The organism is Haloferula sp. BvORR071 (genome assembly GCF_000739615.1).
In the GTDB taxonomy this organism is placed as follows: domain Bacteria; phylum Verrucomicrobiota; class Verrucomicrobiia; order Verrucomicrobiales; family Akkermansiaceae; genus Haloferula.
The window spans coordinates 23,100-47,648 of the sequence record NZ_BATP01000025.1; the positions used below are offsets into that span (position 1 = coordinate 23,100).

Genomic DNA, 24,549 nt, shown 5'->3' on the forward strand with positions numbered 1-24,549 from the left:
CTTCTCCGATTAGTTCGAAGGTGGCGGAGGCAGGACACTGCCGCTATCCACGGTCACCGACTCAGACCCCGGCTGGGGCTGGGTGGCACCGGAGGCATCGCGGATCGGCTTGCCGGTCGCGTCGATGATCTGCGCGGTCACGAAGATGATCAGGTTGCTCTTGATCCGGTTCTCAGCCTTGGACTGGAACAGGCGGCCAACGATCGGCAGATCGCCGAACACCGGCACCTTGTCCTCCACGGTCTGGATGTCCTCGCGCATCAGGCCACCGACTGCGACGGTGTAACCGTCATAGATGGTCAGAGCGGTCGTCACGCGGCGGCTCGAGAACACCGGCATTTCGATCCGGTTTTCCGTGATGGTCACCGTGGTCGGGTTGCCGAGGAAGTCGGTCGCCGGGGACTGGATCGGACTGCCGTAGTTCACGAAGCCTTCGAATTCGACGATGTCCGGCGCGAAGCGCAGGTCGATCACGAAGTCGTTGCCACCGATCGTCGGCTCGATCTCCAGCGTCACACCCGTGTTGCGGGTTTCGAAGGAGGTCGGGGTTGCCGGAGTCACGGGGAAGATACCACCACCGCTGCTCAGACCACCAAGGCCACCGCCGTTGTTGTTGCCGCCGCCGATCGAGTTCGGAAGTTCGGGGGGCTCGTATTCGGTCGGGTAGATGAATTCGCGGATGATCTCGATCGTCGCCTTCTCACCGGAACGAGCGGTCACGCTCGGCGCGGTCATCAGGTCGGTGCCCTTCTTCTGGGCAAGGCCGCGCATGATCATCTGCACCTGGCCGTCCGAGAACAGACCGGTCAGGGCTGCGATACCCGGAGCCGGGCTGGCGCTCTGCGCGTTCCGGTTCGGGTTGTTGAGCACCGCATCGATGTTGTTGCGGTTGATCGCGCCGTCACCGCTGCGGAGACCGCCGGTCACGATGTCGGTCACGTTCGTGCCGGTCGCAGCCGGGACACCCGGGATCGTGGTGTTCGCCACGGTGCCGATGAAGTCGGCGTTGGTGCGGGTCTGGCCGCTGCCGATCGTGCCACCACCCAGGAACACGGAGTTCGCGGACAGGCCGAAGGGCGAAACGATCCAGTCGAAGCCAAGCTCGTCGGTGTTCTCCTGGGAGATTTCCACGAACTTGGTGGAGATCTTCACCTGCTTCGGCAGCTGGTTCACCACGGAATCCACCAAGCTTTCGATCAGGTCGATGTTGGACGGAGTGTTGCGGACCACCAGCTTGCCACCGGTGAGGGTCGCGGAAGCACCAGCCACATCGGCAACACCCTTGTCGCGCAGGACGTCGGTGATCTTGGGCTTGGGCTTCAGGGCCACACCCGGGCTACCGGAGGCTCCGCCACCGCCGAAGGGATCTTCGGCTGCGCCACCACCACCGCCACCACCATCTTCACTACCCGTGCCAAGGCGCGAGATGAAGTCCGGCGGCACCGTGAAGGTGCGGGTGAAAAGATCGATGTCGGTTTCGGTTCCGGGAACCAGCGTCACCGCATACTCGTCCACCTTGTAGCGCAGGCGGGTCGCGTCGCAGATGTACTTCAGCGCTTCAGCCAGCGGCACGTTGCGCAGGCGCAGCTCCTTGATGCGCAGGGCACCTGGATCGCCACCGGTCGCACCGAGGCCACCACCGGCCGCGTCGGGCGTCACTGCGGCGTCACCGCCACCACCGGCACGTGGCTTGCGCACCACGAAGTTGATGCCCTTCTTGGAAGGATCGGTTTCGCGCACGTCCAGCTCGCGGGAGCGCAGGCGCAGGAAGTCGATCGCTTCTTCCACCGAGGTATCCTCGAAGTCGATGACCGGGATGATGGTGTTGCGGAGCTTTTCGAGGATGTATTGGGTTCCACCCTTGGCTTCCATGGCACCACTGTCAACCGGGCCCGGGGCGCCGGTGTTGATCGGAGCCACGGCCAGTTCCCAGGCCTTGTCCACCTGCGCGAGCAGCTCGGCGCGGGTTTGGTCATAGGCGGCGCGGTAGTAGTCGGCGCGGGCCTGGGCCACACGCTCCAAGCCACGGCGGGCGGCCTTGTTGTAAGGGTCGACACGGATCACGTCCTCGTAGTGACGGATCGCGTCGTCGAACTTGCCAAGATTGTAGGCACCTTCACCGAGGTAAAGGCTGCGGCGCACCTTGTCGACGTTCTCGGTGTGCTCACCGGTAGCGGCAGGGTTCGTGCGGATCGGATCATCCAACCATTCGTTGACGCGCTTGGCATCAACGTTGTCCGGGTCCACCGCAAGCACACCATCAGCCAAAGCGCGGGCTTCAGGATATTTGCCATGGCGGCGGTTCGCATCAGCAGCAGCGATCGAAGCGTCAGACAGGTGCTGAATGATCACCTTGCGGCGGTCTGCAGTCGCCGGCGCTTCCGGCAGGACGCCGAGAGCTTCCTTATACTTGCCGACGGCTTCTTCGTACTTCTGGTGCGCGTAGGCTTCGCGGCCTTCAGCGAGCAAGCGATCGGCATCTGCCACCGCTTGTTGGCGGCGGATCATTTCTCTGCTGGCGAGAGGACTGCTGTAGCCGCCGCCGCCGCCTTCTCCGGCGTTGGCAACCGTCAGGGTGACCGGCATTACAGCTGCCAATGCCATCAGGGTGGCAGCAGTTCTGCTGGTGCGATTGGTTGGCGTTTTTTGCATGGTTGGGATGGTGTTCTGCCGGTCTAACCGGCTAATGGGAAGCGATTTTTTTCAAAAACAATTTGATTTACTCCGTAGGTGTGCCGGCTGCGTCAGTCCGCTTCGCCGGGCCGCCCTTGGGGATCGACCAGCTCTGCTTGCCCTTCTCGTCGGTGTATTCCACCTCGACCCCCTCCGGGGTCACCTTCTTCAAGAAATACTTCTTCTCGGTAGCCGTGGAAGGCAGGGCGAAGGCAGTGCCTTCCTCGACCTTGAACTCCTTGCCTTTCTCGCCGACGGCCTGGAGATCCAGAACCGCGGTGCGATCGAAGTAAGCGTGGCTGTCGATCTCGTTTTCCGGCAGGCGCTCCTGGGACTCATACTTGGTGCCCTTTTTGTTGGCCTTCAGGTCCTCGTAGATGCCCACGTTCACGGTTTCCTCCGACTTCGTGCGCTCACTGGTAACCTTCTTCGCCACGATTTCGAGGAAGCGGAAGCGCTCCTTGAAGGTCTTGTCCTTGAAGAAGAGATCGCCCGGCTTGATCATCTCCGCCGCGCTCACGCGGTTGTCGAACTTCGCCCCGGCGGCCGACTGGCCCAGCAACTTCGGCGCCCACTGGCCGTCCGACGCAAGACCGAAGGTCACATACCACTTCACGGACTCGTCCTTGATGTAAGCCAGCTTCTTGATCACCGGCGGCACATCCTTCTGATCCATCGGATTTGTATGTGCCTCAAACTCTTCCAAGTTGCTGAAGCCATCGTTGTCGTCGTCGCGAGCCGGCGAATCGGCATGCGTCATGTCAGCACCGGTTCTCTCCCACCAATCGTTGTCGATCGGCGGGTGCACCATGGCGCCGCGGCGCGGCTCGATCGGATGCGTAGGATCGTTCTTGGTGGCAAACAGGTTAACCCCGGTAAAGAGGTTGACCCCGCGGGTGGTATCCACCGCCTGCTTGACCGTGAGGTTATTCATCAGCGAGGCACCTGCAGTCTTGGCTGCTGGAGCCTCCGGAATCGTTGGATCCTTCTTGCCGTCGCGAGCGACTTCATAATTGAAGTCGGTTCCGACCGCGTTGGATTTCATGAAGCCCAGAGCGATGAAGCCGATCGCGCAAACGCCGGCAGCACCTAGCAAGGCTTTCTCAAAGTTTTTGGGTAACTTGGACATGACCTTAATTGGTTAGCGTTACTTCTTGGGCGCCTTGGCCGCAGGGGCGGCAGGCTCGAGGAATTGAACGATGTCGAGTCGAAGGAAGACATTGATTCCTTCCGAACCGAGCACCTGCTTGAGGATGATTCCGTCACCGCCTGCTGCCGGTGCGGCAGCCGCTGGCGCGGGAGCGGGCGTTGCTGGAGCCGCTGGCTCCGGCTCACCGGGCAGGACGAACCCACCGGCGCCGCCGCCGAAGGCATCGCCACCGGCACCACCACCCGTAGCTGCGGGCTCATCGCTCTTGAATTCGGCGTCAGCCGCGGTCGGAGCCTTCGGCTTCTCGTTGGTCACCCGGATCGAGCGAATCACGTAGTAGTGCTTCGAGTCATCCAGCGCGGAGAGGAACTTGCGGAAGGTCTCTTCTTTGCAGTTGATGGCCATCTCGAAGGGCAAGGCGCGGAGCATCTTGCCGGTGGCATCGAAGGGCTTGCCATCTTCCTCCGCCAAGTGCGGACGATGCAGGTTCAGCAACTTCACGGGACCCGCCGCAGCAAGGTTCTCCATCAATTGGCTGATGCCATCCAACTCGAAGGTCAGGACGCCGGTGGCCTCCTTCTTCACCGCAGACTCCTTGTAGGCTTCGAACCCGATGAAGAACTCGGCCGGGACTTCGCCCTTGGCATCGGTGATTGCCTTCGCCGCGGCATCGCGCGCCTTGATCACCGCGGTGTTGAAATCACCCGGGTCGATGTTCGGCGGTTGCGGGGCTTGGAACTTCTTGAAGGCGTCTTGAAGCTTGGTGACGTCCTCCTTGTAGTCCCGGACGGCCTTCTCCTTTTCGGAGAGGTAGGCGTCCTTCGGATAGAGCTTGCCGTCGGTCATGGTGCTGACCTCCCCGGCAAGGGCATCATAGTCTTCCTTGGCCTTGGAGTAGCCACTGCCCTGCGAGACGGCAAAGGCGATCAAGCCAATGGCGGCGACGGCGGTGGCACCGCCGAGACCGGCAGCGAAACGGTTTTCCTGGATCCAGCTCATGGTCGAGGTATCAAAAAAGGTTTTTTAAAGGGCTTTCAGCGGCTCGGTACCTCTTGGGAAAGCGGGATGATGAGTTCGAAGCTACCCGCAAAGTCGGCTTCAGCGGGAGCGGTGTCGAGATGCTGGACAAGCAGCTCGTCTGGAATCTCTTGCGGTTTGTCGGCATCCTTCGGCGCCTTGGCACCCGGAGCGACGTATGGCAGCGCGGTGAACTTGAAGTGGCTGCCAGTGGTGTTCGAGCGCAGGCGCTTGATCAGATCGTAGACGATCTTGCTCTGCGCTGGATTGTCACTGCTGCGCCAGAGGCCACGGATCCGGACCGCATTCGCGTTCGGAATCACATCGGCAGTCGGAGCGGCACCGGCCTTCGGCGTCTTGGCACCTACAGGCTGGTCGATCTTGATGTTCTCCAAGCCGCTGGTGCCGTAGTTCTGGGCGAAGAACTCACCCTTCACGATCGACTTCGGCTTGTTCTCCTTGCCGGCCAGCGGCTGGTGATTGTAGAGCGGCTCGAAGTCGGTGACCCACACGATATCGCTGGCGAAGGCCGCCTGCAGCTCCTGCATGGTGCCAAGCCAGAAGTTGCGGGCTTCCTCGGTCGCGGTGTACTGGGACGCCGTCTCCACCAGGGCTGCCTGCTTCTTGAACTCGTCTTGGATCGGACCGTAAACCTTGGTCAGGCTGTCCTTCTGGTCACTCAGTTCGCCGAGCTTCTTCTCGGCGTTGGACTTGGCCACCATGTTCAGCACGCCCCAGCCAGCCAGACCCGCCAGCAACAGCGCCGCGGCACCGATGAAGAAGGGCTTCTGCTTGTCAGCGGTGCGGGCCGCCTGGACCTTGGTCGGAACCAGATCGATGTTGATCGAGGATTTGCCGATGCTGCGCAGGCCGAGACCGATCAGCTCACCCATCAGGTGGGCTTCGCGGCCGAGCTTCTCGGTATCGACATTCTTGCCGACGGAGATCGCGCTCACCGGATTGAAGAACTCCACCGGCAGGTGCAGCTTCTCTTCGAAGAATTCCTTGGTGTAGGGCAGGTTCGCGCCACCACCGGCCAGCACCACCATCTTCGGGGCGTTGCCGCCATGCTGGCTGCGATAGTAGTTCGTGGTACGGGCGATTTCCGCGGGCAGCTGGCCGAGCGCGTTGCGAATCGTCGAGGCGAGCGCCGCGGTGGTTTCGTCAAGCTGTTCGGTATGGCCGCCACCCAGCGCCACCAGGCCGCTGTGGGTCTTGTGGGACTCCGCTTCCGCGAAGGGCACACCGTATTCCTTGGAGATCGCCGAGGTGATCGACACACCGCCGCGGTTCACGCTGCGGGTGAAGAAGCGCTTGCCCTCGATGTAGAGCAGGTCCGTCGCCTTGGCCCCGATGTCGATCAGGAGCACTGGCTCGGTGACATTCGGATAGGCCGCGCGGAAGGCATTGTAGAGGGCCATCGGCGCCACATCCACTTCCGCGGTGGTCAGGCCACTGGAGGTGACCGACTCGTTGAGTTCGTCCAGGGATTCAGCCTTGATCGCAACGATCACGACTTCCTTCTCGCCGGAGCTTTCCAGAATCTCGTAGTCCCACGCCACCTCTTCCAGCGGGAAGGGCACGTGCTGCTGGGCTTCGAAGGTCACCAGCTGCTCGACATTGTCGTCGTCGAGCGGCGGCAGCTTCACGAAACGGGTGAAGACCGACTGGCCGGAGACCGCATAGCGGACTTTGCCTTTGCCGGCGGCCTTGAGGCGCTGCGTGAGCTGGCCGATGGCATACGAAATCTGTGCCGGGCGCGAAGGCTCGGTCGCCGGATCGGCAAGCACGGTTTCGCTGTCGTATGCCTTCAGGACCAGGCTATTCCCGGACTTGGCAGGCTCAAATATGGCCATGCTGACCCGCTGGGAGCCGATGTTTAATGCAATGGAGGTCTGGTTATCAGCCATGACGGGCTAGGGAAGAAAGACGGGGTTTTTGACGCGCTAATCCTGGGGACGGGGAAAATCAGCGTTCCTTCTGGATCTCTGCGTAACGGTCGTACCAGAGCATCGCAAAGGGCGTCTCGTTCTTGCTGAGCAGCGGGAACTTCTCGCTCTGGTCGGACAGGGCCGGGGCATTCCACCACAGCTCCTTCGCCTTTTCAGAGGCTTGGCCAACCTTCACGCCATCCACCAGCACCTCGATGCCCACGGCTTCGACGGCACCCTTGTTGGCCTTGTCCTTGCCGGTCAGGCGCTTGATCGTGGCGGGCGACATGTAGACGGAAGTGAAGACTTCCTCATCCACCGGCACGTTGATGTGATTGATGGTCTTGACCAGCTTGATGGCGCCTTTGCCATCGGGATTCTTCAGGCCGACATACCACTTCACGACCACCTGATTGATGTAGCCAATCTTCTTCTGCTCGGGGGTGGCGTCGATCTTCAGGCTGGCTTCCACTTCGAGCCAATCCTTCGGGGCGAACTTCTTGTCCTTGCCGGTCTTGATGTCCGGGGACGGCAGGTCATCGAAGACCGGCTTGCCCACTTCAGCCTTTTGTTGGGCCTGGGCGGCCATTGGAAGCAGCGCAAATGCGGCTGCGGATGCGACTACGGCGGTGAGCGCCGACCTACGGACGGATGCGAAACGATGTTTCATGATGGGCTTTCGGTTTTTGGAGAACTAGGGAATGCTTCCCCGCATTGGCCAGAAGAATCCTCGTAATTTCATAGAAAATTCCGTCAGGTATATACAACCAAACCACGGTGCATCGACTGCTACGGTTGACAGCCGCGGCAGGGGGCGTTTCTGCTCGCACCATGAGCCTGCCGCAAGTAACGCTGGATTCCGCTAGACCGCTGGTGGCGGGAAGTTTCGGAAATGCGGAAAGCCTTGCTGCGGCTAGCATCCACGGGGTTCGCCAAGCTTGCGACCTGGTCGAGATCCGCCTCGATCTGTTGGAGTCCGAAGGGGCCCTAACAAGCTCGCGGCCATGGGCCCATCTGGAGGGCCTGCCCCTGCTCTTCACCGCACGCCGGGGCGATGAGGGTGGTGCCGCAAACTTACCCGCGGAGCGGCGCATGGATTTGCTCGCCGCCGTCCTTGGCGAGGCCGCCTTGATCGACGTCGAATGGGCCTCCGCAGAAGAGATGGCCCCGCTGCTCTCCAAGCTCCGCGAAGCCGGCATCCCCTGGGTCGCCTCATGGCACGATTTCGAGGGCCGCCCCGGGTCCTTCGACCTCATTCCGGCCATGGCTGCCCAAGCCGCCGCCGCCGGTGCCGCCTGCTTCAAGGCCGCCCTGCGCCTCCACGATCTGGCTGGCCTCGCCCGCTTGGCCGAACTTCAGAAAGCCGCTACCAGCCCCACCGCGCTCATGGGCATGGGCCCGCTGGCCCCGGCCTCCCGCCTGCTCTGCGCCCAGCACGGCTCAGTCCTGAACTACGGCTACATCGGCAATGCCCCCACCGCCCCCGGCCAGTGGAGCGCCACCCTCCTGAAGGAGGCTATCCGACAATCTCTACCGGCGCATCCGGCAGGGCATCCAGAAACAGCCTCCCATAGCGCTTGGTCAAAATCCGGTTGTCCAGGATCGACACAAGCCCCTGATCCTTAGCTGTTCTGATCAAGCGCCCCACTCCCTGCCGCAGCTTGAGGATCGCTTCCGGCACCGAGTAGTCCATGAAGGGATTCCCGCCCTCCGCCTCCAGCGCTTCCAACCGCGACTGGGTGAGCGGATGATCCGGCACTGCGAACGGCAAACGCGTCACCACCACGTTCGATAGCGTCTCTCCAGGCACATCCACTCCCGTCCAGAAGCTGTCCGTGCCAAACAGCACGCTATGAATATCCCGCCGGAACTCCTCCACCATCCGGTGCCGGGGCATGCCATCGCCCTGCACCAGCAAGCGCCAGCCCCGGCCCTCGAAGTGCTTCCGCAGCTGGTCCGCGGCGTCCTTCATCGTCCGGTAGCTGGTGAAGAGCACGAAGGCCTTGCCCTCGCTGGCCTCCACCGCGTCGCGGATCGCCTCGATCAGCGCCTTGCCATAGGTCGGAGCGGTCGGTTCCGGCATCTTCTTCCAGATCCGGATCTTCATCTGCCGCTTGAAATCGAAAGGACTACCAATGCACAGGGGCTGCACGTCTTCCGCCCCCACCCGGCCCCTGAACCAACCCAGGAGCGGATCCCCCACCCCGAGCGTGGCGCTGGTCATGATGCAGGTCTTACCCGGCGCGAAAAGCAGGGTCCGCAGCTTGTCAGCCACCTTGATCGGCGCGGCATGCAGGGAAAACAGGCTCTCGTCACGGCCCGCGCGCTCGATCCAATGAACATTGTCCTCACCGCTCTGGTCGAGGAAGCAGGCGATCGCACCATGCGCCTCGCGCAGCTTGCGGGAGGCGTCTTGCAACTCGGCGCGGGTGGTCTCGCTCTCCACGTCCGCCGCCAGCGAATCAATCTCGGTCCAGAGCTTGCGCAGCGGCTCGGCGGCGGTGTTCGGCACCAATTCCGCCTGCCGCACCCGCCATTCCTTCGAGTACTGGCCGAAGTTCGCGGCGTGGCCGACGTCGCCGAAGAATTCGTCCGCCGCCTTGATTGCGTCTTCCACCGCCTGCAAGGCCGGGGCCTTGCGGAAAGCGCGTAGCAAGCCCTTCTTGGTCCGCGGGTTGTAGAGCCGCTGGAGATCGAAGCGCATCCCCGCTTGGCTGACCCGCAGGCCGAGTTGGACCGCAGCGACCTGCTCGAGGGTGTGGGCCTCGTCGAGGATCGCGAAATCGTTCGGGAACAGGAAGCCCGAGGGCTTTTCCGACTCCAGCTCATCGCCTGTCTGTAGCAGGGCGAAGAACAGGGTATGATTCACCACCACCAGCTTGGCCTCGGCCGCTGCCTTGCGGGCCTCTTGGAAGAAACAATTTCCCCGCGGTCCGCAGTAGCGGGCCGTGCAGAGATGCGCCTCCGAGCAGACCTGCAGCCAGACCTTCATGGAGGGCTGGAAGTCCAGATCGCTCAGGGTGCCGTCCTGGGTGGCCTCCGCCCACTTGCGGATCTGCTCGAGTTCATCGCTCTCGCTGGAAGTGAAAAGATCGCCGGACTGCTCCCTTGCCCGCTGCAGCCGCATCGGGCACAGGTAATTCCCCCGCCCTTTCAGCAGCACCGCGGGCAACTCCTCGCCCAGCAGCTTGCGGACGATCGGGATGTCCTTCCGGATCAGCTGTTCCTGCAGATTGATCGTGTGGGTGGAGATGACTCCCTTGCGCCCGGTTTTCAGGGCGAAGCGCGCCGCGGGCAAGAGGTAGGCCAGCGATTTCCCGACCCCGGTTCCCGCCTCCGCCACCAGGCAGCGCTTGGTGTTGAGCGCCTCCGCCACTGCCACGGCGAGATTCTGCTGCTCAGCCCGGAATTCGAAGTCCTTCGACTTCGCCAGCATCCCGCCGTGCGAGAACGCCAACCCGATCTCCTCGACGAAGGAGTCGGGGAGCGGCTGTCCTTCGAGGGCGGCGATCATGTGAACGCATTTGCGCCGCGGAAGCCACCCCCTGCCAAGCACCAAACCGGCGATCTTTACAAAGCTGCCACCTGCCGCATGCTCCCCGCCGTCGCCCTGCCATGCCTCGCATTCTCGTTCCCCTGCTCCTCACCCTCGGCGGTGCCCTGCTTGCCTTGTGGATCGGGCCTGCCGAGCAACGCAACGTCGAGGAACAGTTGAACAACTTCCCGAACGTGCAGGCGGGTGCCCACGCCCTGCGCCCGATCATCGCGATCGTCCTTTGCTTCCTGCCAGCCTTCGGCGGCTTGCTCTACGCCTGTGGCAGCACCCTGGCGCGCTACGTGACCCGCCAATTCGTCGTCACCTTCCTCATTTGCTTCGCCGGCTTGTTCGTGGTCTGGCTGGTCGCCGACCTCGGCGACAATCTGGACGACCTGAAGCTCAGCGGGAATCCCTTGGACTTGGGCCTGAGGCTCTACCGGGTCCGGCTCCCGGAGATCACGGTGATGCTGCTGCCCTACTCGCTGCTGCTCTCCGTCCTCTACTGCCTAGGCAAGCTCTCGCGTTCCCGCGAGATCGTCGCCATGATCCAAACCGGCCGCGGTTTGGCCCGCCTGACCCTGCCTTTCATGATCGCCGGTTCGCTCGCGGCAATCCTCTGCGCCGGGCTGAACTACCAGTGGGCCCCGGCCGCGGTGAGCGCGGAGAAGTCGATGCTCCGCGAAGCCAAGGAGGGCGTTAAGACTGTCGCCGAGCCGAACATCCGCTACCGCAACTTCGTGAAGCGCCGCCTGTGGATGGTGGGAGCCTTCCCGCCCGACTACCAGAAGGGCGTGCCGCTCAGTGACGTCATGGTGATCCAGGAGCGCGTGGATGGCCGGGACGGTCAACTGGACACGATCATCACGGCCAAGACCGCGGCGTGGCAGCCCATGACGGGCAACTGGATCCTCACTGAGCCGCGCAAGCGCGTCTTCGACGATGCGCCCTATCCGCACTTCGAAATGGATGTTCCTGACCCGCTGGTGGTCACCAACTGGGAGGAAGTCCCGACCCAGATCATTCGCCCGGGGCTGCCGGCCGAGCAACTCGGCATCCCCGACCTGAACGACTGGCTTACGGCCAATCCCGATCTTACCCGGATCAGCCGCGGCGGCCACCTCACCCAGTGGCATTACCGCTGGGCCCAACCTGTGAATTGCCTGATCGTGGTGCTGCTGGCGATCCCACTGGGCGTGGTCTTCTCGCGCCGCGGCACCGGCGGCGGGGTAGCCATGGCCGTCTTCCTCTGCGCCGGCATGCTCTTCGCGTCGAATGTGTTCCTCAACCTCGGCGATGCCGGGCACATCCGCCCGGCGTGGGCCGCATGGCTGTCGAATATCGTCTTCGGCATCCTCGCAATCTACCTCTTCCAGCGCCGCCTCGCCGGCCGCCCGATCTACCAGACCCTCACCAAGCTGCTTCCCTCCGGGGCTTGAGCCTGACGGCCTGATCCACATCCCGATTTCGTTTCGTCCGCACTCGATGGCATTACCTGAATCCTGGCACATCCGTTCCCGCGCCCGCGTCTGCACCGCCTCCGGGCGGCCTTTTGAAGACGGCGAGAAGATCGTGACCGCGCTGTTTCCTGATCCGGAATCCTCCGGCTACCTGCGGATGGATTTCGCCCCGGAGGCCTGGGCTGCCCGGACGCCGGAGGACGACAAGCCTTTCTCCTTCTGGAAGGCGGTCTATGTGGCCCCCGTCGCCGGTGCCGAGAAGCCGGACGCCTTCAAGAAGGAAAGCCCGGAAGACCTGCTGCGACGCTTGGTCGAGGAGGAGGAAGAGCACACCGAGAACGTGCGCTACATCCTCGCCGTGATGCTAGAGCGCAAGAAGGTCCTGCGTGAGACCGACAGCCAGCGCACGCCCAGCGGCATCATCCGCGTCTATGAGCACCGCAAGCTTGGCGATGTCTTCATCGTCCGCGATCCCGACATTCCGCTCAATCAGATCGAGAAGGTTCAGGAGGAGATTCTCATGCTGCTCGAAAGCGGCGGCAGACTGGAGCCGGAAGCCCCGGAAGAACCGGTAGCCGTGGAAGGCGAAACTTCCGGCGCCGACGCTTCTGCGGAAGCCGCTCCGGAAGGAGTCCCAGAAGGAGAAGCCCAACCTGCTGAGGAAGCTGAAGGCTCAGTGACGGAGGAAGACGAATCCGAGGAGGAAGACGAATCCGAGGAGGAAGACGAATCCGAGGAGGAAGACGAATCCAAGGAGGAAGACGAATCCGAGGAGGAAGACGAATCCGAGGAGGAAGACGAATCCGAGGAGGAAGACGATTCCGAGGAGGAAGACGATTCCGAGGAGGAAGACGATTCCGAGCACGGACCTTCCAGCAAGGAACCCAAGTAGGTCTCAAGGCAGGCCGATGACTCCGCGATGAGCGCACGGCTTCCAGGCATTCTGCGGCTGACTTCCTTTGGGCTCGGGCTGGCGCCCCTGCTGTTCCTGCTCTGGGCTTGGCGCGACTCGATGATCCACGTCGCAGCCGTGCATCGGGTCCACGGCGCGGCCGTGGTCATGGAATGGCCGCCCGCAGAGCTTGGCCTCGATCTCCTGCCACCGGAAGACGAGATCCAGCCGATCCCAGCAGCGGCCTTCGATCTTGAAGAACTTTCCTCCTACCGCGACGCGGGGGCAGAGATCAATCCACCGCTGCTCAAGTCCCGCTGGGTTAGCTTGGAACCATCGTACAGCTTGAGCGGAGGAGGTCTCCACAGGAAATATCCGAACGACTGGTTCACGAAATCCGGTCAGGAGGAGATCTGGACCTATCGCTCGGCCGGCAGCAAAGCGGGCGCTCTCTGGGTGTCCCATTGGCGGACTCCGCAAGCGATGCCGCCGCGGGAGTATCGTTTGGCTTCTGCTCCCGAGATAGAGGGCTGGTTCCCCGCTCCGCAGTGGGGAAGGGAGAATCTGATGGGAGATCGCAGCTTACGCCTGCCCTACTGGCTTTTCACTGCGGTCTATGCCGCGGCATGGGGACTTTTGATGGCTTGGCGGCTCCGCAGCCGCAGGCGCTCCGAATTGGCCCAAGGCTTGGCCTGAAGACGGAAGGCATCTTGCAAACTGCACCAAAGCAGCGTGCGCCACGCGCCCCCGCTCCGCGCATTTTTCCCGTGGAATGCGTCTAACGGTCTATTCCTCAACGCCCGTATTCGTGGCATAAGGTATGCGAAGAAGGTCATTGTGAACCGGCTGCGCCCCTGGCAGCCCAACCTACAAAAGAAAGCCATGAAGAACTCGCTTCTCTTCCGCTCCCTCCGCTGGATGATCCTGGCTACCGCCCTTGAAACCGCCGCCGCGACTCCTTCAATGGGGCCGAGCGGAGCCGAGGAAACCGCCGATTTTATCACCGTCGATGTGCAGGCCGACCGCCTCTTGGTTGGTTGCAAAATCGACGTAAGCGTCGCGAAGGATATCGCCACCCTCAGCGGCACCGTCTTGTCCCTGGAGCAGGCCGAGCGCGCCGTGGCCCGCGCCAAATCCACCGAAGGCGTTCGCGCCGTGGTGAATCAACTCAAGATCGTCGATCCTGTGGCCAAGGACGCCGTGCTTGCCGAGCGCGTGAAACAGCGCCTCGCCAAGAGCCCTGCCTTGGACTCTTCGCGGGTGAAGGTGAGTGTGGACAAGCGCCGCGCGACCCTGCTCGGCCAAGTGGGCACTTGGGACGAACAGGAACTGGCCCGTGAGATCGCCACTGAGATCCCCGGCATCAAGGCGATCAACAACCGCTTGGAAGTGACCTTTGATACGGTGCGCACAGACGCCGCGATCAAGGCGCAGATTCAGTTCATAGTCGCCGATGATCCGCTCTACGCCGGCACGAATATCGACGTCCGGGTGAAGGACGGCGTAGTCGATCTCGGCGGTGAGGTCGGTAGCACGAGCGAAAAGGATCAGCTGGTTCACCGCGCTTTCGTCACCGGTGTGACCAATGTGAAGACGGACGACCTGATGATCAGCCGGGCGATGGCGATGGAAGGCATGAGCGGCAAGGTCCCCTCTGCCAAGGCGACGTTGGAATCGCTTAGCGCCGCCTTCAACGCCGATCCACGCCTGAAGAACGCGGATATCCGCGCTCAGGTCGTGGACAAGGTGGTGAAGCTCAGCGGCAGCGTCCGGGATGAGGAGACCCGTGCCGCCGCGGAATCCACCGCCCGCGGCTTGCCGGGTGTGATGATCGTTTCCAATGAGATCCAAGTGAACGGTGGCAGCGACACCGCCGCCTTGGACCCTGCGGACGGCAGGGTGATTACCCCTTGAGCTCCCGCAAGTCCAACAACAGATTGGACGAAATGGCGCGGCTCTCTGGGGGCCGCGCCATTCAATTGCTCAAGCTGGAAAATCCCTCAGTTCCATCTCCTCGGGCGCGGATTGGAAGCCCTTGGCCTCGTAGACGGCATTCACGGTTTCCAGCTCCCTCTTGAAGAGTTCGCGCAAGTGTTTCTCGCCGCTCACCCGGGTGAGCGTCATCCCGGCAGTTCGTCGCGCGTGAGCTTCCAGCAGCTTCACCAGAGAACCCTTCATCTCCACGCAATCCATGTGGGAGGGAATCGCGAAAAAGGCCGGTGGATTGGCGGTAACGATGAATTGTCCATCCTCCGTCCACGACTGGAGCATGCCCAAGCGGCTCTCCGCGTAGACCTGCATCACCGAAAGACGGGTCACTATCAGCGAGGCAAACGAGGTCCAATCTGGTGATGCAAAGCTGAGGGAGCAGACCCGCAGATCACCTTGCGGCGAGTCCCGGTACTGCCAGCTCGCCAGCGTCCAGGAGGCCATCCCGGTGCCAGCGGTTTCCTGGTGCCAGCGCGCCAGTAGTTCCGGATCAGCCTCGGGCACGCCCTCATAGTCGTTCTCGGGGAAGCGCAGGCGCTCAAGGCGGGGTGACTTGCCAAGCTTGAAGACTGCCAGCCAGAACAACAGCCAAGGATTCAGCCAGTGCGGGCCGAGCAAGACCGACCACGGCAGCCGGTGCTGGTAAAACTTCACCACCATCCGCTTCCGTAGCGGCGGGCGCTCATCCCCAGCCTTCGCCGCGAGCAGTGTCAGCGATGCGTCAGGAACGCCGCGGAGGTAGAGCCAGCCATTGCGATAGGCGGTGCAGCGCAGCCCGGGCTTCAGGGACTTCCACACAGCTGCGGCGATCAGGATTAGCAGCGCCAGACCGACAGTGGGCAGCAGCCACTCCAAGGTATCGTTGATCTGGAAGCGCTGGTTGCCGCGGGCCGAGTAATGAAGGCCCGCAAGATACTGCCGCCTCACAACCAGGATGCCCCAGGCTCCGAAAAGGAGCGCCAGCCCAAGCAGCGTGAGACGCTTCACCCAGCGTTCCCGGCGCGCCTTGGCCTGCAAGTGGGCCACCGGAAAGAAGCCCCAGACCATGGCATTGACCAAGCCGCCGCCCTGGCTGCGAACCAGACGCAGCAGCAGGAAGATCACCAGCAGGCCGGCCCACAGGTAGTCCCCGTGCAACCGGATCTTGGAATACAGCATCCACCCGATGGTCGCCAGCATCGGAAGCGCGAACATCAGTATCCCCTTGCCGCCGGAAAACACCGCGAAGCGGCGCATCCCGGGCGTCAGGATTTCCCCCTCTCCCTCGAGCGCCACGGGTGGCAACATGGCACCAGGGCGCAGCATCAAGTAGCCGCCCTCAACACTCCACATCCGCCCGGGCTCGGCCTCCGGCAGATCGGCGGCGGGAGCAGGCGGCGAATAGGGATTGGGATTGTCGTCAGCCTCCGGCATCGCGCGGGTCAGGGCTTCCAGCCGGCGAGCTTGCAGACGTGCTTGAAGTGCTTCGCATCCACCGGGGTAACCGAGAGCCGCGTGCCCTTTTGCAGGACCACCATACCATCCAAGGCAGCTTCCTCCTTGAGCTTCTGCAGGGTCACCAGTTCATCAAACTTCGCGACGAATTCGAAATCGACCAAGATCCAGCGCGGGTTGTCCTTCGGCGAGGTGGCATCGAAGTACTCCGACTTGGAGTCGAACTGGGTGGGGTCCGGATAGGGCTCACCGACGACCCGCGCGACTCCGGCGACGCCAGGCGGCACCACGCTTGAATGGTAGAACAAGGCCAAGTCGCCGGCCTTCATGTCATCGCGCATCGAATTGCGGGCCTGATAATTGCGCACCCCGCTCCACGGCTCGCGCTTCACCTTCTTCAGGTCGTCGATCGAGAAGACATCGGGCTCCGATTTGATCAGCCAATAGCGCATGGGGCTGGAGCCTAACGACCCCTGCCGCGGAGGCAAGCAAGGGGGAAACAAGGAACGCGGACATTTTTTGTCCGCGCCAGAGCTACTTCGGCGCCTTCTTGTCTTTTTTCGCCGGCAATTCCACCGGCTCGCGCAGCACGATCGCTTTCAGGGGCAAGCGTGGATCGACGCCATCCGCCCGGTAGATGATCGCGACCGAGCGCTCGCTGTCATTTTGGAACAGGCTGCCGGAGTAGAAGCGCTTCAGCCCGCCGGCGACCGCATTGGCCCCGAGTTCAAAAGGCGTGTCCTTGCCGATCTCCAGCTTGCGCCGGAAGCTCTTGCCGGCCAGCAATTCCAGCTTCTCCGCGCCGAAGACCACGCCCACGGTCACGGGCGAAATATTGATGAAGCGGACGGTGCCTGGCGGTGCGGATTCCAGATCTTCCGGTAGCACCAGCGAGCGCGTGGCCGCCCAGCTCTTCTCCACCGGATCACGCCACAGCAGCACGATGAAATCGCCTTCCTCGGGTCGATCAAGCTGCAGCCAGGGTACGCTTTTCTCATCGTCGCCCTTGCGACGAACGGTCAGGGGACCCTTGCCGGCAGGCACCTTGAAAGGTTCCGTGACTTGTCCGAGCAACAAGGGTGCAGACAGCTTGCTGTCATCCCCGCTGCCGAGGACTACCTCGCGCGGCGGGATGCTTCCCGCCGGTGGTTCCAGCTCATACGCGATGCCATTGCGGATCTCTTGCCGGAAGGGCGGCAGGTCGCCGACGGGCAGGAAGCGGACATGACGGTCGGCTTTCTTCGGCTCATCCTCCTTTTTTTCCGGGGCCTGCCCGAGCACCGGCATCGCGGCGCTCAAGAAGAACGCTAGAAACAAGCACAAGGGCATCGGCATGGCTAAAGCTGGCATGGACGTAGGGAGACGCAAGCAGCGGGACACGGCAAAACCGCGACTAAAGGCACCGCAACTCCGGTGCGCGAAAGAGATGAGATTTAGATCTCCTCCGGATCGAGCCAGCGGAAGGCGGTGATCACGAAGCGGCGTCCAAAATCGCCCGGCTGATTGGGATTGGCGCAATCCATGCCGCTGGCGTCGGGAGCCAAGGGCTCGGGGGTGCGTTGCACCACTGCTTCGCACCAAGAACGGGCTTGGAGCCTGCCATGCTCATCCACGGCATCGCCGTAGGCTCGGACCACGAAGGAGTCCGAGCGGGCCGAAAGCACCGGCCCGATGACTTGCAACACATCCGCCTGCGTCAGGTAGGAGGAGGCTCCCCATGCCTTGGATGCCGGCTTGAGCGTCTGCTCCAAGGCCGTGGCATCACGGATGTTGTCGGGATGCTTGTAATCCGGAAGCGACTTCGAGTTATCCAGCGGATAGGTATTCACGAAGTCCTGGTTCAGCCCGGCGCGCTCGATCGCAGCTTGTAGCGGCCCCATGCGCCCCGTGGAGTCCTCGGCCAGACGGCGGTTCACGAAGTCCGCCATGGACATGAAGGGCCCGCGGAGTTTCACCTCCTCCACGATCGCACGCGCCAAGGCGTCGATCTGACCTTCGGTCAGCGAACGGTAGCCTGACCAAGCGGCATCACTATCGGCGGAGCTACCGGACTTCCACTCTCCGCCCGGAGGATTGAGCATGTGCGGAAATGCGGCATCGCCCGACTGGGAGAAGCTCGCGCGGCGTGAGGAAGATAGCAAAGCCTTCCACGCTTCCACACTGGTCGAATTCACGTTGAAGGCTCCATCCACCATCAGGTGATAGGCCGCCTTGCGGAAGTCATCGAGTGCATCGGCAGTCGCAGTCTGCTGGGTGGCTGGTGCCAGGCGCATGCGCGCATTCGGTAGCGGTGCGTCCTCCGGATCCTTCAGGAAAGCAGCCTTCTCCGTAGCGGAGCCGGTGGACAGGAAATAGCGGTCGAAGAGCGTGCGGTTGGCCTCGAAGGAAATGTCGTAGACCATGTTGTCCGTGTTCGGCACGCCGTTGAGCATCGCCCGTGCATTCGAGGCCCAGATGCCCTTCGACTGCGAGCGCTGCGAGTCACTGGACCAACCCAGTTCGGTCTCCTGGAAGCCACCGACATTGGCCGACACCGAGGGATTCCCCACCGCCGCCGTACGGTTCAGGCCCCGGTCGTTGCCGAGTCCCAGGCGGGGATCCGCCAAGGAGTTGCCAATCACAAAAGAGGGATGCCAGATCAGCTCGGAGATCTTCGCATGCTGGAACTGGGCCAGCGACAGGATCCCCGTTTCCTTGTGCGGCAGGTCGAACATGACCATGCGCTCCATACCCTCCTGCGGCGTGCCGAAGGGATTGCCGTGATAGCGGCCGTTGCGTTGCACCGGCTGCTGATCACCCCAAGTCACCGCCTGGTCATACAGGTCGCGGGTGTAGGCCCCGAAGAACCACGGGCCGCTGGCAGGGTTCGTACCCGAACTCGGCAGCGTGCCAGCCAGATTCTCCCACGGCGAACGCATCACGTAGGAAGCGCGGGGATTCCAGTTGGCGAGCAGGGCTTCCTCGAAGTGGCTGGTGTTGGACAAGGGGCCGGACCCGGCAATGTTGGACTTGTGCTCGCGGAACCAGCGCAGACGGATGCCCTCACGCGTCCTCACGTCCGGCACGATCGTCGGCTTGGGGTTGGCCTTATCGACCAACTGCATCGGCATCTTGTTGTAGGTGGACCAAGCGATCCGCGGCTCACGTCCGGCACCGTATTGAAGAGAGGCCGAGAGCACGGAGAGCTGCGGCAAGGCATCAAAGTCCTCAAAGCTCACCGTCTGGCTGGCAGATGGCACGCGCTTGGCGATCACGCGAGTGTCATCCGCTTGGTTGGTGACACCACTGAACCAGTCCCCCGGCGAGTACCAGAACTGCACCATCTGGTAGGGCACCCCACCATCGATATCGCTGCCCGAGATGTAATAGCTGCGGGCCGGGTCCGGCGGGACCGTGCAGCTCAGCTCGTTCGAATTGAGATTGTACGGACCTGGACGATAGACGCTGCGACCGTCGTACTCCGCGGTCTTGGACGGGCTGAAGACGAGGCATTCACCGGGCTTGAAGGTCGTCGATGGAACCACGAAGTAATAGGATCCCATGTAGGGATCATTGTAGCCGGTGGAACTCCGGCTACCGCCATCGAAGTTCATGTCGCGGCCGCCTTCGAACATCAGCCACGCGGTGGTGTCGCGGAACTGCGGCGACTTGTTGACGTCGACGTTGCGGGTCCATAGCTCGGCGCGGCCGTTGCCTTGGATCATCACCATCATCCGGTCTGAGCGGAGCTCGAAATTGTAGGGGTTCCAGAGCGTGACCCGCGGATACATGAAGGTCCGGAACTGGAAGATTTTGGAAGGCGCCGTGGTTCCGCCCATCACCTGGGTCCGATCCACGTAGTTGGCCATCTGCTGGTAGTTCACTGCCTCCACCAACACCGGACCGAGTGCAGCATGGTGGTTGCCCGCGAGCTTCACCGCATTCTCATTGGAAAGTGCCAAGGTGCGGCTGGCTCCAGCCTGCGACCCATCAAGATCCGGGACCTTCGCTTCCACGTCAGGATTTTGCAGTACCACTGCCGACTGGGCCCAATCGCGCAAGAGGCCGAAGCGGGGACCCGCCATCGCATGGCGGGTGGAAACCGTGGTCTTCAACTGATCCGCTTCCACCCCAACCAATGAATCGTCGTCGCTCAGACTGACCCCGTTACCACTGGGCTCGGCCGTCCCCTGACTCTCCAGATAGGCGGTCAGATCGCGCTTGAGACCGCCGCCCACCACATCGCTGAGTACGCCTGAAGATTGCACCGTATAGTCGAAGGCGTGGCCCTTGACCCAGTCCGCGCCGAGATGGGTCAGCCCTGCGGTCCCGCCGCTGACCAAGCGATCTTCCTCACCCTTCTCCAGAGTGGTGGCATCGCTCATGATCGCGAGATCCGCCGCTTGCGAGGCCATCACGCGGTAAAGGCCGCCATCCGTGGGTGACGAGACGTCCGCCTTGCGGTCCGAGCGCGGATCACTGGTCGAAATATTGGCGCGCACCCCAAGGTCACCGGTCCACCAGGCCATGTGACCGGGGATGCTACCCGAGCCCGGGTTCACAGCCACCTTCGGCACCTCCACCGCCTTCTTGACCTTGTCGCCGGTGGTGCCTCCGCCGACCATGGTCACGGGATTTTCGATGCTCGAGTCACCCGGCAATTTCTCACCGCTGACGAGCCACTCCATCGCTTGGTCACTCCGCGAGGTTCCACCCTCCAAGCGGGTATCGCGCAGGCCCCCGTTCAGGTCGTCGCGAACCAAATAGGGAGTGCCGTCCTTCCGGGTCGCCCTCCAGACCCCGGTCCAGTGCTTCTGGCCGCTGCTCGGCTGGTCGAGCATCTCCGAAGTGGCGGTGACGCGTTGGTCCGGTCCGGCATTTTTCTGAAGCTGGCCGATCGCCGAGAGCAGCGCCAACCGGGCATTTGCCCGCGCCGCGGCCACATACTGATCGCGGCCAGTCTTACGTAACTCAATGGTGGAGAGCCCCGTAAGCCCTAAAGCCAGGATCATGAGGAGCACCATCATGAAAATGCAGGCCACCAGCGCGAATCCATCGGGGGAGTCACGGGGGGACTTCACTGGCTGGATGGGTCCAGTCACGGGAAAGTAATTACATCGTGTTCTTTGGTTCCGCGAGCGGGAAATTAACCGCGCTGCGCTGCGATTTGTAAGATCGCGACCGGTTCCACAGCATCATTTATGCCCGGCACAGGTAGTCCGCGCAAGCCGCGAAGCGGGTTACAACGAAGCGCCGGAGGACCTTTCTTCCTCCGCTGCGACGCCCTTGAGCTCGGCGATGAATACTTCCTGAACGGGAGTCACCGGTCGGGTCAAGGAGACGCCTGCGGCCACGCACACCGGGTCAGGCTCGGGCGAAAGCGGCCTGGTAACGGCCCGGTCGAGGCGAGCGCCGACCGCGACAAAGGCCACACCGAGACCGGCGGCCACCGCTGCGCCGAGACTGGAAATACCATCGAACTCTCCCGCGACCTTGGCCTGCAGGCCGTTCTCGCGGAAGAGGCGGGTCACCGCCTGCCAATATTCCGGGTAGTCGTTGCGGGAATAGAGCAGCAGCTTCTGCCCGTCCAAGCTGGCTATCGGAATCTTTTTCTTGGCCGCCAGGGGATGATTCTCCGGGATGGCGAGACCCATCCGGTGGCGGCGGATGGTGGTCCAGCGGACGCTCTGGCTATCGCCGTCCCAAGGCACCGTGACCACCACATCGAGCTTCCCTTGGGTCAAGCCGTCGCGCATCTCCGCGCTGGAGCAATCGGAAAGTTGGACGCGGACGCGAGGGTGAATCTGGGAAAAGCGCTCCAAGGCCAGGCCGAGCAAGGGGCCCGCCAGCGAGGGAGCATAGCCGATCCGCAAGGGCTCGCCATCCGCAGTGGCGCGGACTTGCTTCACCACGCGCTCGGCGCGCTCCAGCAGCTTGCGGCCCTCGTCTAACAGAGTCTCGCCGGCCGGGGTCAGGTTGACGGAATGGGCACCACGGGTGAAGAGTTCGACGCCGAGCTCTTCTTCCAGCGACTTGATCTGGCGGCTCAGCGCCGGCTGGGTCAGGTGCATGCGCTTGGCGGCCGCAGTGATGCTGCCCTCTTCTGCGGCGGCGAGGAAGAGCTGCAATTGGCGGAGTTCCATGCAGGGGAGGAAGAAATCACCAATCACCAATCTTCCAATCATCAAACGAAGTGTTTTTGAAGAGAGCTTGGCTGACGCTTGAAGGAGATGACCCGAGGTCAAGAGGGCTGCCGAGGACGACCGCCGATGACCCACCTGCATGCTCAGCCTACCGAAGCGGCATTAGGCAAGCGCCCGAATCGTGGCAGGATGGGGACGTGAAAACGAACACCGACCTGACCATCCGCCGCTCCGACGAGCGTGGCCACGTGAATCATGGCTGGCTCGACAGCCGCTTCACCTTCTCCTTTGCCGACTACTATGACCCTGCGCACATGGGTTTCCGCTCGCTGCGGGTGATCAACGATGACGTGGTCGCACCTGGCGGCGGCTTCCCGACGCACCCGCACCGCGACATGGAGATCTTCTCCTACCTGCTGGAAGGGCAACTCGCCCACAAGGACAGCATGGGCAACTCGGCCGTCATCTCACCGGGCCAGATTCAGGTGATGAGCGCGGGTTCGGGCGTGACCCACTCCGAGTTCAACCCATCATCCACCGAAAAGGCTCACCTGCTCCAGATCTGGATCATCCCGGACAAGCGTGGCCTGAAGCCCCGCTACAGCGAATGGACCCACACGCCGGAACAGGAGAATGCCTCCAAGGTGCTGGTGATCTCGGACGACGGCCGCGAAGGCTCCGCCACGATTTCCCAAGACGCCGCCATCTGGCGCCTCAAGCTCCAGCCCGGTGAAAGCAGCGCCCACACCCTGGCCCCGGGCCGCGGCCTCTGGCTGCACCTGATCCACGGCAAGGCGAATTTCAACGGCGAGGGAATATCTCCGGGGGATGCCGTCTCCAGTGAGCGCGCCGGTGAATTCACCCTCACCGCGGGTGACGAAGCGGTGGAAGCCCTTCTGTTTGACCTCGCCTGAAGAGGTCCCAAGTTCCAACTCCGGGTCACAGCCCAAAATCTTAACCTAATAGACAAACACAACGATGAAACACTACCTCGCCCTCCCTGCCGCCGCAGCAGTGCTCGCCTTCGCCTCCTGCGAAAACCCGGCCGACAAGACGACGAAAGCCGAAGTGAAGCAATCCGTCGACAAGACGACGGACAGCGCCGGCGGCACGAAGTACGTCTTCACTCCGGAATCGAAGATCGAGTTCACGGGCTCGAAGGTCACCGGATCCCATGACGGCGGCTTCAAGGCCTTCAGCGGCTACTTCAACGTGAAGGACGGCAAGCCGGTCGGCAACGACCACAAGGTCACGATTGAGATGAGCTCCACCTACGCGAAGGACCAGGAGAAGCTGACCGCCCACCTGAAATCGCCCGATTTCTTCGACGTGGAGAAGTATCCGCAGACGACCTTCGACGTGACCGAGCTGAAGGAAAACTCGCCGACTTCCTACACGGTCTCCGGCAACTTCAAGCTGCACGGGGTGGAGAAAAACATCAGCTTCCCCGCCGAGGTCACCAAGAATGGCGACAACGTGAAGATCAAGTCGACCTTCAACATCAACCGCAAGGACTTCGGGATCGTCTATGCTGGCAAGGCGGACGACCTGATCCGGGACGAGGTGGTGATCCGCCTCGACTTGGAAGCGAAGCCGGGCGCGGCGGGTGCATCGGGCACCTGATCTTCCGGAAAGAATGTGACAGGCGGCCGGGGGCTACCCCCGGCCGCTTTTTCGTGGCGGGATGCTTCGGTTTATCGAAGGGCTTTGCTAACGGCGCGATCCGTGCTAACAATTCTCCCCGAGTCCCACGGTCCCATGGTGTTACCACCTTTTTCCCTCGTCCCGCTCCGCTATCTCGCCGCCTCTTCCTGCTTGGTTTTGGCGGCTTGCGGTCCCGTTAACGTCATCAACAAGCCGCTCCACCCCCAGAAGGCGGAGTATGTGTTGTACGAGTGGCACGACGACTACGGGCCGGGCAAATTGAAGATCAACATTGATCTAACCGAGCAACGTGCAACCTACCGCCGCGGCGACCGGGTGGTCGGCTGGTCCTACGTGGCAACGGGCAAGGAAGGCCACGGGACGCCTTCCGGGAGCTATCGCATCACCGAGAAAATCGAGGACAAGCACTCGAACCGCTACGGCTGGATTGAGGATGAGTGGGGCAATGTGACGAACGGTGACGCCACCCCGGGGACCAAGGTGCCTGCCGGTGAGCGCTACGTGCCGGCCCCGATGCCCTTCTGGATGCGGATCACCGGCGGCGGGATCGGGATGCACGCGGGAGTGATCCCGCGGCCCGGTGAGACGGCCTCGCATGGCTGCATCCGCTTGCCGAAGGAATTTGCGCCGACGCTGTTCGAAGCGGTGGAAGTCGGGACGCCGGTGACGATCGAGAATTGA

General features: G+C 62.6%; 19 protein-coding genes. 8 read left to right on the plus strand and 11 right to left on the minus strand.

The window, feature by feature from the left end; genetic code table 11:
* Window positions 1–9 precede the first annotated feature (9 nt).
* The 5 genes from BV071_RS13995 to BV071_RS14015 form a co-directional block, all read right to left on the minus strand.
* Window positions 10–2,652, minus strand: a complete 2,643-nt coding sequence (locus BV071_RS13995) for an Amuc_1098 family type IV pilus outer membrane protein (protein WP_081885991.1) — start codon at window positions 2,650–2,652, stop codon at window positions 10–12.
* A 67-nt stretch (window positions 2,653–2,719) separates the two neighbouring features.
* The gene (locus BV071_RS14000; protein ID WP_035608179.1) at window positions 2,720–3,802 is read right to left on the minus strand and encodes an Amuc_1099 family pilus-like system protein; all 1,083 of its coding nucleotides are present in this window, start codon (window positions 3,800–3,802) and stop codon (window positions 2,720–2,722) included.
* Between the two features lie 18 nt (window positions 3,803–3,820).
* Window positions 3,821–4,822: an Amuc_1100 family pilus-like protein gene (locus BV071_RS14005; RefSeq protein WP_035608181.1), complete on the minus strand. Its 1,002-nt coding sequence runs from the start codon at window positions 4,820–4,822 to the stop codon at window positions 3,821–3,823.
* Window positions 4,823–4,857: 35 nt separating this feature from the next.
* Window positions 4,858–6,750 carry an Amuc_1101 family PilM-like pilus complex protein gene (locus BV071_RS14010; protein WP_035608183.1) on the minus strand — a complete coding sequence of 631 codons (1,893 nt, stop codon included), beginning with the start codon at window positions 6,748–6,750 and terminating at the stop codon, window positions 4,858–4,860.
* A gap of 58 nt (window positions 6,751–6,808) precedes the next feature.
* On the minus strand, window positions 6,809–7,441 hold the full coding sequence (locus BV071_RS14015; RefSeq protein WP_265594427.1) for an Amuc_1102 family pilus-like protein: 633 nt from the start codon (window positions 7,439–7,441) through the stop codon (window positions 6,809–6,811).
* 161 nt (window positions 7,442–7,602) lie between these two features.
* On the opposite strand from BV071_RS14015, the gene BV071_RS14020 reads away from it, so the two are divergent.
* Entirely contained in the window at window positions 7,603–8,397 is a 795-nt protein-coding gene (locus BV071_RS14020) for a type I 3-dehydroquinate dehydratase (RefSeq protein WP_081885992.1), read from the plus strand.
* Here the strand turns inward: BV071_RS14020 and BV071_RS14025 are convergent.
* Entirely contained in the window at window positions 8,288–10,285 is a 1,998-nt protein-coding gene (locus tag BV071_RS14025) for an ATP-dependent DNA helicase (RefSeq protein WP_035608190.1), read from the minus strand. The genes BV071_RS14020 and BV071_RS14025 overlap by 110 nt on opposite strands.
* A gap of 101 nt (window positions 10,286–10,386) precedes the next feature.
* Between BV071_RS14025 and BV071_RS14030 the strand changes: the two genes are divergently transcribed.
* From BV071_RS14030 to BV071_RS14045, 4 genes are all read left to right on the plus strand, one after another.
* The gene (locus tag BV071_RS14030; RefSeq protein WP_035608193.1) at window positions 10,387–11,745 is read left to right on the plus strand and encodes an LptF/LptG family permease; all 1,359 of its coding nucleotides are present in this window, start codon (window positions 10,387–10,389) and stop codon (window positions 11,743–11,745) included.
* Between the two features lie 46 nt (window positions 11,746–11,791).
* A complete protein-coding gene (locus BV071_RS32955; RefSeq protein WP_052573345.1) occupies window positions 11,792–12,658 on the plus strand; it encodes a hypothetical protein in 867 nt (288 codons plus the stop codon).
* A 27-nt stretch (window positions 12,659–12,685) separates the two neighbouring features.
* Window positions 12,686–13,354, plus strand: a complete 669-nt coding sequence (locus tag BV071_RS14040; RefSeq protein ID WP_035608195.1) for a hypothetical protein — start codon at window positions 12,686–12,688, stop codon at window positions 13,352–13,354.
* A gap of 186 nt (window positions 13,355–13,540) precedes the next feature.
* On the plus strand, window positions 13,541–14,572 hold the full coding sequence (locus tag BV071_RS14045; protein WP_035608199.1) for a BON domain-containing protein: 1,032 nt from the start codon (window positions 13,541–13,543) through the stop codon (window positions 14,570–14,572).
* Between the two features lie 69 nt (window positions 14,573–14,641).
* Here BV071_RS14045 and BV071_RS14050 read toward each other — a convergent pair whose 3' ends face one another.
* The 5 genes from BV071_RS14050 to BV071_RS32960 all read right to left on the minus strand — a co-directional run bounded on the left by BV071_RS14050 (window position 14,642) and on the right by BV071_RS32960 (window position 22,203).
* On the minus strand, window positions 14,642–16,060 hold the full coding sequence (locus tag BV071_RS14050; protein WP_035608201.1) for a hypothetical protein: 1,419 nt from the start codon (window positions 16,058–16,060) through the stop codon (window positions 14,642–14,644).
* Window positions 16,061–16,068: 8 nt separating this feature from the next.
* Window positions 16,069–16,533 carry an EVE domain-containing protein gene (locus BV071_RS14055; protein WP_035608204.1) on the minus strand — a complete coding sequence of 155 codons (465 nt, stop codon included), beginning with the start codon at window positions 16,531–16,533 and terminating at the stop codon, window positions 16,069–16,071.
* 82 nt (window positions 16,534–16,615) lie between these two features.
* Window positions 16,616–17,431, minus strand: coding sequence for a hypothetical protein (locus BV071_RS14060; protein ID WP_265594428.1), 816 nt, complete (start codon window positions 17,429–17,431; stop codon window positions 16,616–16,618).
* A gap of 83 nt (window positions 17,432–17,514) precedes the next feature.
* Window positions 17,515–21,162 (minus strand): hypothetical protein, encoded by a 3,648-nt coding sequence (locus BV071_RS14065; protein ID WP_265594429.1) that lies wholly within the window; start codon window positions 21,160–21,162, stop codon window positions 17,515–17,517.
* A gap of 138 nt (window positions 21,163–21,300) precedes the next feature.
* Window positions 21,301–22,203: a LysR family transcriptional regulator gene (locus BV071_RS32960; RefSeq protein WP_052573346.1), complete on the minus strand. Its 903-nt coding sequence runs from the start codon at window positions 22,201–22,203 to the stop codon at window positions 21,301–21,303.
* A gap of 197 nt (window positions 22,204–22,400) precedes the next feature.
* On the opposite strand from BV071_RS32960, the gene BV071_RS14075 reads away from it, so the two are divergent.
* The 3 genes from BV071_RS14075 to BV071_RS14085 all read left to right on the plus strand — a co-directional run bounded on the left by BV071_RS14075 (window position 22,401) and on the right by BV071_RS14085 (window position 24,549).
* Entirely contained in the window at window positions 22,401–23,117 is a 717-nt protein-coding gene (locus BV071_RS14075) for a pirin family protein (protein WP_265594430.1), read from the plus strand.
* Window positions 23,118–23,181: 64 nt separating this feature from the next.
* Window positions 23,182–23,826 (plus strand): YceI family protein, encoded by a 645-nt coding sequence (locus tag BV071_RS14080; protein ID WP_035608210.1) that lies wholly within the window; start codon window positions 23,182–23,184, stop codon window positions 23,824–23,826.
* Between the two features lie 135 nt (window positions 23,827–23,961).
* A complete protein-coding gene (locus tag BV071_RS14085; RefSeq protein ID WP_052573347.1) occupies window positions 23,962–24,549 on the plus strand; it encodes a L,D-transpeptidase family protein in 588 nt (195 codons plus the stop codon).